The sequence below is a fragment of the Shewanella sp. 10N.286.52.B9 genome (assembly GCF_002873635.1).
Taxonomy (GTDB): domain Bacteria; phylum Pseudomonadota; class Gammaproteobacteria; order Enterobacterales; family Shewanellaceae; genus Shewanella.
This window is the reverse complement of record NZ_MCTY01000043.1, coordinates 1-6923: the sequence shown is the minus strand read 5'-3', so window position 1 is coordinate 6923 and position 6923 is coordinate 1. Positions and strand designations below refer to the sequence as shown.

The window sequence follows — 6923 nt, the reverse complement described above, 5'->3', positions numbered from 1 at the left end:
AAAATAATCTTATATGTGTTATTTGTTTTGATGTTTGCATTTTTTGCTAATTAGACTGATTGCAATCATGCTTAATTCTAATTCGGGCACGCTACCGATCCGCGTGGCGGGCATTGCCCTGATTCAGTACATCCTGTACTTCACCCTTCGGGCACGCTACCGCCCATAGATTACGGCTTCTAACGTGCCCTTCAATAAATGAAATTCTAATTTTGATTGAACCTAAAAGTCAGTGCTAACCTATATACTGACTTCTTACTTATACGAACTTATACGAACTTATTTTTACTAAATGCAGCTGTGGTTAAATAGCAACCTTTAGTAAAAACACGTCATTCTATCCCATTATTTCAATCACTGAATGAGTCAATTTTAAAAACTGAATCTCCTGCACACAAAAATCGGCTATTAAAACAAAACATCAACACTATTACTTAAAAAATTAACGCTTAGCGTTCATTAAATTTTCTTAATGCTACTACTATCTACACACATTCTTTTTTGTTGTCCCATGATATTAAACAATACAAAACAGCGTTTTTGGGCATTCTTTTCTTCAAAGATGGCTTCTAAGTCTACAAATGGCCCGTCAGTAAATTGGACTTTGTCTCCTGCGATTAAATCACTTTCAACATCAGGCTTGTGAACTGAAACTCTGTTTTTTATTGCTTGTATAATTCGATCATCAATGGGAGTCATGGTTTCGCTACAGCCAATGATACGACTGGCACCGCGAGTTGAATGTATGCGGCTGACACTGACTTCTAAGGGATCAAAATAGATAAACAAATAACATGGGAATAGCGGGACATCGACGAGTTTGGTCTTTCCGTTTGAGGTTTTCTCTTCTTGAATGATAGGTAAGTAACTTTCGACTTGTTGTAATGCTAAGTTTTGTTGCGCTCTAACTTCACCGCGCGGCTTACAATATAACAAATACCATGACTTCATTTTCTACTCACTTAATATCATTCGAGGTGACGTCCATTATCACCAAGCGCAGTATTTTATCAAAGCCAGTAAACTAAGTGAAAGCTTTTTGATATTTAATATTTCAAATGCTGCAAATTGATACGAAAGTGTTCAATTGTATTACTTATGTGGCGTCGTAAGAGGGCTTTCAATGAACAATAATAAAAAACCGTATCAAGATTAGATACGGTTTAATCATAAAGAGTAACTTAACTAATACAACTAATAATAAAACCTATTTTGTTTCAGGCTGTGGCGGATAGTTCGACATCACTTGTGAAATCGCCGAGTTGATGATTTGTACTCGCTCTTCTGGGGTGTTTTTATTGCGGATAGTATCTGCAACACTGCCGCGCCATACTAAATTGCCGGTTTTGTTATCGATTAAATCAACAATTAAGGTGCCGACTTCGTATTCACGTACTGTGGTTTGGGTGTTCATCCCTGCTCCGCCCCAGCCACGACGACCATAATATGGGTAGTAACCAAAACTGGTATTGAAGGTGTCGACATTAATTTTTTTATCGACTTTAGTTAAGTAGTTAACCAGTAAGTCAGCTTCAGTAATGTCTGCTTTTGTTAAGCCTTTTTGCCCAAGTTCGTTGTTAACAGCATCGCGAACACGTTGGTCCATTAAACCATCCAGATGATAACTTGCATCTTGGTTTTTCTTTTCGACCCAAGAGTAGGTTTTATATTGGTCAAATGAAACGGCTGGATCAAAATCGGTATTGGTTTTTAAGGTACTACATGCACTCAATGCTAAAACCGCTGCAGCAACAAATAACTTTTTCATAATAACTCCGAATAACAACCCAAACTGGCTGTTTCTGTATTAAATACATTTTAATGAGGCTAATAAATAGCTTACCTAGCTAAACTATAATCATCAACTGATAATATTAACAATAGTCGCTTTAGCCAGTTTTCTAAATGTTTAACAGCAAGCTTTAGCCTTAACCACCGCGAAAATGACTCTTACCTAGTGAATGGGCTTAGTTAATGAGCTTAGTTAATGAGCTTAGTTAATGCGCTTAGTGAATGGACTTAATGAGTGAGCTTAGTGAATTCACTTAGTGCTCGCCAATAAGATAACAGCTAGATTATCCGCTAGAGGGGTCGTTTGCTGCTTTAGCCAACTCAGTTAGTTTGTTAAACTGTGTGTATTGATTATTTATTTTAAAGTACAAGTGAACCTATGCGTATTGATCCTAATGTTTCTTTAGTTTATAGCACCGATGGCGGTAAAATTGCTCAAGAAAAGCCAACAGAGCAAATTCCAGTAGGTGACGGCATTGTCCGCATCCATAAAGACAGTAAAGGCCGTAAAGGAAAAGGCGTTAGTATCATTAAAGGGCTTGGGCTTGATGCTAAAGCGTTAAAAGCCTTAGCGCAAAAACTTAAAAAACAATGTGGTTGTGGGGGTACGGTAAAAGAGTTCAATATTGAAGTGCAAACTGATGACCGTGAAAAAATCAAAACCTTGCTAGAGAAAATGAACTATACGGTCAAACTTGCTGGTGGTTAAGCCTACGCTAATACTTACATTTAATATTAGTATTTGCCTAAGTCTAAGTATTAGCAATCGCCAATCAAGCTTAAATCACAACCTCGGGTTTAAGGGCATTTAAGTATGTATGTTAAATTGACACCTAGTTTTTCAAAAGGATAAATAATGGACAGTTTACAAGGTCATCTGTTAATTGCTATGCCCTCTTTAGATGAGTCTTTTTTTGAGCGTGCTGTCATTTATATTTGCGAGCATAACGATAAAGGCGCCATGGGCGTAATGATCAATCGGCCAACCAATATCGTTATTGATGAGCTGCTAGAGCAAATTGGCTTAGCTAAAAAAGTGCAATTAAGCCTACCCCTTGAAGAATCGGTAGTTTTAGGCGGCCCAGTTGATACCGACAGAGGCTTTGTATTGCATACGCCACAAACTGATTGGGTCAATAGTGAGCCCGTAAGTGAATTTTGCATGCTAACCACATCACGAGATGTGCTTAATGCCCTAGGCACTGAAGAGTCGCCAAAACAATTTATTGTCGCTCTAGGCTATGCTGGTTGGAGCAAAAACCAGTTAGAAGAAGAGTTAGCTGAAAACACCTGGTTAACTATTGAAGCCACACCCGAACTCGTTTTTAACCAAGACTATAATCAGCTTTGGACTCAAGCCACCAAACAATTAGGCTTTGATATTTGGCAAATATCATCACAAGTTGGTCACTCTTAAGCTTTTAAAACTCGCTAATACACCAATTTATGTTTATAAACGCCAAGTATTCATCTTCAATTGCTGTCAGTTAATCAATTGGCTTTGCAACTGTCGATACTCATTATTACGATTATCCAGAGAACAACATGCAATCTAAAACAGTATTAGGCTTTGATTTTGGCACCAAAAGTATCGGTGTTGCGGTTGGCCAGGAAATCACGTCAAGTGCGGCACCAATTTCGGCCATAAAAGCCAATGATGGCATCCCTAATTGGGATGAAATTGAAGCGGTACTAAAAGAGTGGCAACCTGATTTAGTCGTTGTTGGTTTACCGCTTAATATGGACGGTACCGAACAAGAGATGACTCAGCGGGCGCGAAAATTTGCCAATCGCATTAGTGGCCGCTTTGGGGTAAAAGTGGTCACTCAAGATGAGCGCCTCACCACCACAGATGCTAAAGCAAGGCTATTTGAATTAGGGGGTTATAAAAAGCTTACCAAAGGCCAAGTGGATGCAGTATCTGCAGTCCTGATTATCGAAAGCTATTTCGAAAACCAGTATTCATAACTAGCTTTAAATTCTAGACACAAAAAAGGAGTCAACTGACTCCTTTTTTATTGTTCACCATTGCATTAATTAAAGATAAGGCTTCACCAGATTGGCCATCATATTGATATGGTCATCATTATCATTTAAACATTCAATGTAGCGGAATTTTTTACCACCGGCATGTTCAAATACTTCGCGGTTCTCACCTTTTATTTCTTCTAATGTTTCTAAGCAGTCTGCGCTAAATGCAGGGCAAACAACTGCGATATCGGTAATGCCTTGGCCTGGTAACGCTTCCATGGTGGCATCGGTATAAGGCTGTAACCACTTGGCTTTACCAAAACGTGATTGGAAGGTCATCACATATTCGTCTTCCGTCAAACCTAGTTTTTCGACCACTAAGCGAGTACTTTTAACGCAAAAACAATAGTAAGGATCGCCTAAATGCAGATTACGTTCTGGCATACCGTGATAAGACAACACTAGCTTTTCCGGTTTTCCATTTGCGTCAAAATCCGCTTGAATTGATTTAGCTAATGCATCAATAAAGTTAGGATCGTCATGGTAGGTATTAATAAAATGCAGCGCTGGAATATAGCGCCATTTACATAGCTCTTTGGCAATAGCATCAAAGGCTGACGCCGTGGTAGGTGCGGCATATTGAGGATAAAGCGGTAAAACAATAATCTTATCAATTCCGTCTTTGTGCATTTGCTGTAACACACTTGGGGTTGATGGGTTACCGTAACGCATGGATAAATGCACTGATGCATCGACATCGTGCTGCTTAAACAAGGCATCAAGCTTGGCCTGTTGACGTAAGCTAATATCCATTAAAGGCGAACCCTCTTTGGTCCACACTTCTTTGTAAAGTGCTGCAGATTTTGCTGGGCGCACTCTTAAAATAATCCCGTGTAAGATACACATCCACACTAATTTAGGGATTTCGACTACCCGAGGATCAGATAAAAATTCTGCGAGGTAGCGACGAACGGCTGAGGCGGTAGGTTCATCAGGGGTGCCTAAATTCATTAACAGCACACCGGTTTTGCCACGGGTTTTGTGGCCGACTTCTTTACTTAATCCAGAAAATTTGAACAAGATTGACTCCGAGAAAAGTGATTATTGATGATGCCCGATTAAATATTTATTACTTAAGGCATCATCCAATAACGGCTATTTGTCATGCTAATAATAGCCACGCAAATTTATCTGCAAGCTTATGCTTTATTAGCAATATTATTATTTATAGCACTGACTCTATCGCTTTTTTCAACTCTTCGCTATCTGGTTTTACTCGAGAGTTGAATTGCTGCACACTTTCACCGTCTGCGCTAACAAGGTATTTATAAAAATTCCATTTAGGCGCTGCTGATTTTTCACCTAAATAAGAAAATACCGAGTTAACATCGCTGCCTCTGACTGCAGAGGTCGACACCATAGTGAATGTCACGCCGTAATTTAAAAAACACACATCTGCGGTTTTGGCTTCATCATCTTCTTCTTGAAAGAAATCATCCGATGGAAAACCAATGACCACTAAATCATCTTTATATTGCTGATGCAGCGCTTCAAGTGCTTTAAATTGCGGTGTAAAACCGCAGTTACTGGCGGTATTAACAATTAATACTGGTTTACCTGCGGTTAACTCACATAAATCGACCGTATCTTCAGAATGTAATTTTCTGGCTTCTACATTAAGGTATTCAGGACAGCTATTAGCCATTGAATTCGTTGAAAAAGCGCTAAAGCTTAAACCGATTAAGCCTGCTGATAATAAGAGTTTGTTCATTTTGATTCCTTTCCAACATATATCTAAAATAATCTATTTAAGGTAAATCATACTTGCGGCTTTTGCTTTAACGCCACTTTGACAAAAAGTTTTGACTACACAGGCCACAAGTACATATACGTTTTAATAAGCGTATCAGATCAAACTGATACACTGGGCTTAGAAATAAAAGCCAACATTAATATTGAGCCGTGAATGCCAAGCGGTATCACCATTATCAATGCCAATCCCATCGCCACCAGCAAACCACATATTCTTGCCAGCAATCCAGTCGACATATGAATAAAACTTACCGGCAGCAATCATACAACCGGTGACATTTTGAATAGAGTCATCTAAGCCTTCACCAGAAGCGACCACCTGACTGTAATCGTTGTAACAGTTTAATTGGCTAATCGGGCCCCAATCCACATCAATTTGACGCGATAAGTTCAACGTTACCACATCGGCTTTAGCGGCAATTTCAAACGGCGCGGCAAAAGCAGCTAAGGTGATGCGGTTGCTGTTGTCTAAATCATAGTCATAATGAATATACTGAGTTTGTAATTGCCATTGCTGCCAATCTAACTGCCAATGTACAGCTGCAGTAATACTTGTGGTATCTTCGCCTTCAGCTGCATTTTCAAAGCCATCTGGTACATATTCTAAATTACTATATTGAAATGACGCGCCAAGTTTACTCTTAAACTCATCACCTATGGTTTTTTCAATGCGTAAGTTTAATTGGCCGGCTTCTTGATAAGGAGACTCTTTTGTTGTGCCAACATCAAATGAGTAACGATCGAAGCGACTGCCATCACCATACTCATCATTAACAAAGTATGCGGCATCATAACGCCAGCCATTGCCTTGGTATTGATAATGAATACCGGCATCATAATCATCTTCTAAGCCTAGATAATAAGTCGCCCCAAACCAAAATGAGTGAGAAGCCACTGGCATAACGCCAAATGGCACTTGCGTGACGCCCACTTGCACCTTTTGGTTTTCATCAAATTGATAACCCATATAAGCATGGTGTACCACATCCATATACTCATACCAGCGGTATTGGGCTGAGGCAAATAAGCCACTGTCTGATTTGTAATTTACATCAGCTCTAAACAGTTCAAACTCAAGCGTGCCATTACCATCAGCGTAATCTTGCCAACCATAATTTACCCTTACTGCCCCACCAATATCGAGCTCATCATTAATACTGACAGCCTGAGCCGAAGATGACATAAGTGTAAATGCCGCTATTAGCGATGTTGCTAATACGTTTTTTTTGAAACAAAACATGGGATCCCTAGGGGGTAGTTGGTTGGATTGTTATTATAGCAAATTAGCAGACTGTAAATGGTAAGTATTTGTAACGTTAAAAAAGGCCAAGGCTTACGCCTTGGCCCTG

General features: G+C 39.4%; 8 protein-coding genes. 3 read left to right on the top strand and 5 right to left on the bottom strand.

Features of this window, described 5'->3' with window-relative positions; genetic code table 11:
* Window positions 1-459: 459 nt before the first annotated feature.
* Both rfaH and BCU91_RS03635 read right to left on the bottom strand, forming a co-directional pair.
* Window positions 460-951, bottom strand: a complete 492-nt coding sequence (rfaH, locus tag BCU91_RS03640; protein ID WP_102519267.1) for a transcription/translation regulatory transformer protein RfaH — start codon at window positions 949-951, stop codon at window positions 460-462.
* 256 nt (window positions 952-1207) lie between these two features.
* Window positions 1208-1768 carry a DUF4136 domain-containing protein gene (locus tag BCU91_RS03635; protein ID WP_102530919.1) on the bottom strand — a complete coding sequence of 187 codons (561 nt, stop codon included), beginning with the start codon at window positions 1766-1768 and terminating at the stop codon, window positions 1208-1210.
* A gap of 402 nt (window positions 1769-2170) precedes the next feature.
* On the opposite strand from BCU91_RS03635, the gene yciH reads away from it, so the two are divergent.
* The 3 genes from yciH to ruvX all read left to right on the top strand — a co-directional run bounded on the left by yciH (window position 2171) and on the right by ruvX (window position 3759).
* Window positions 2171-2500: a stress response translation initiation inhibitor YciH gene (gene yciH / locus BCU91_RS03630; protein WP_102440615.1), complete on the top strand. Its 330-nt coding sequence runs from the start codon at window positions 2171-2173 to the stop codon at window positions 2498-2500.
* Window positions 2501-2647: 147 nt separating this feature from the next.
* Complete coding sequence (locus tag BCU91_RS03625; RefSeq protein WP_102440616.1) at window positions 2648-3208, top strand: YqgE/AlgH family protein; 561 nt, start codon at window positions 2648-2650, stop codon at window positions 3206-3208.
* Between the two features lie 128 nt (window positions 3209-3336).
* Window positions 3337-3759, top strand: a complete 423-nt coding sequence (gene ruvX / locus BCU91_RS03620) for a Holliday junction resolvase RuvX (RefSeq protein ID WP_102440617.1) — start codon at window positions 3337-3339, stop codon at window positions 3757-3759.
* A 69-nt stretch (window positions 3760-3828) separates the two neighbouring features.
* Here ruvX and hemH read toward each other — a convergent pair whose 3' ends face one another.
* The 3 genes from hemH to BCU91_RS03605 all read right to left on the bottom strand — a co-directional run bounded on the left by hemH (window position 3829) and on the right by BCU91_RS03605 (window position 6757).
* On the bottom strand, window positions 3829-4842 hold the full coding sequence (hemH, locus tag BCU91_RS03615) for a ferrochelatase (RefSeq protein ID WP_102530918.1): 1014 nt from the start codon (window positions 4840-4842) through the stop codon (window positions 3829-3831).
* 145 nt (window positions 4843-4987) lie between these two features.
* Window positions 4988-5533, bottom strand: a complete 546-nt coding sequence (locus tag BCU91_RS03610) for a glutathione peroxidase (protein WP_102475766.1) — start codon at window positions 5531-5533, stop codon at window positions 4988-4990.
* A gap of 159 nt (window positions 5534-5692) precedes the next feature.
* Window positions 5693-6757: a hypothetical protein gene (locus BCU91_RS03605; protein ID WP_241904029.1), complete on the bottom strand. Its 1065-nt coding sequence runs from the start codon at window positions 6755-6757 to the stop codon at window positions 5693-5695.
* Between the last annotated feature and the right edge of the window lie 166 nt (window positions 6758-6923).

Excerpts from the sequence above, each read along its gene's own strand:
- ruvX (WP_102440617.1), top strand. The coding sequence starts at position 3,337 with ATGCAATCTAAAACAGTATTAGGCTTTGATTTTGGCACCAAAAGTATC.
- BCU91_RS03625 (WP_102440616.1), top strand. The coding sequence starts at position 2,648 with ATGGACAGTTTACAAGGTCATCTGTTAATTGCTATGCCCTCTTTAGAT.
- rfaH (WP_102519267.1), bottom strand. The coding sequence starts at position 951 with ATGAAGTCATGGTATTTGTTATATTGTAAGCCGCGCGGTGAAGTTAGA.
- BCU91_RS03635 (WP_102530919.1), bottom strand. The coding sequence starts at position 1,768 with ATGAAAAAGTTATTTGTTGCTGCAGCGGTTTTAGCATTGAGTGCATGT.
- yciH (WP_102440615.1), top strand. The coding sequence starts at position 2,171 with ATGCGTATTGATCCTAATGTTTCTTTAGTTTATAGCACCGATGGCGGT.
- BCU91_RS03610 (WP_102475766.1), bottom strand. The coding sequence starts at position 5,533 with ATGAACAAACTCTTATTATCAGCAGGCTTAATCGGTTTAAGCTTTAGC.
- BCU91_RS03605 (WP_241904029.1), bottom strand. The coding sequence starts at position 6,757 with ATGTCATCTTCGGCTCAGGCTGTCAGTATTAATGATGAGCTCGATATT.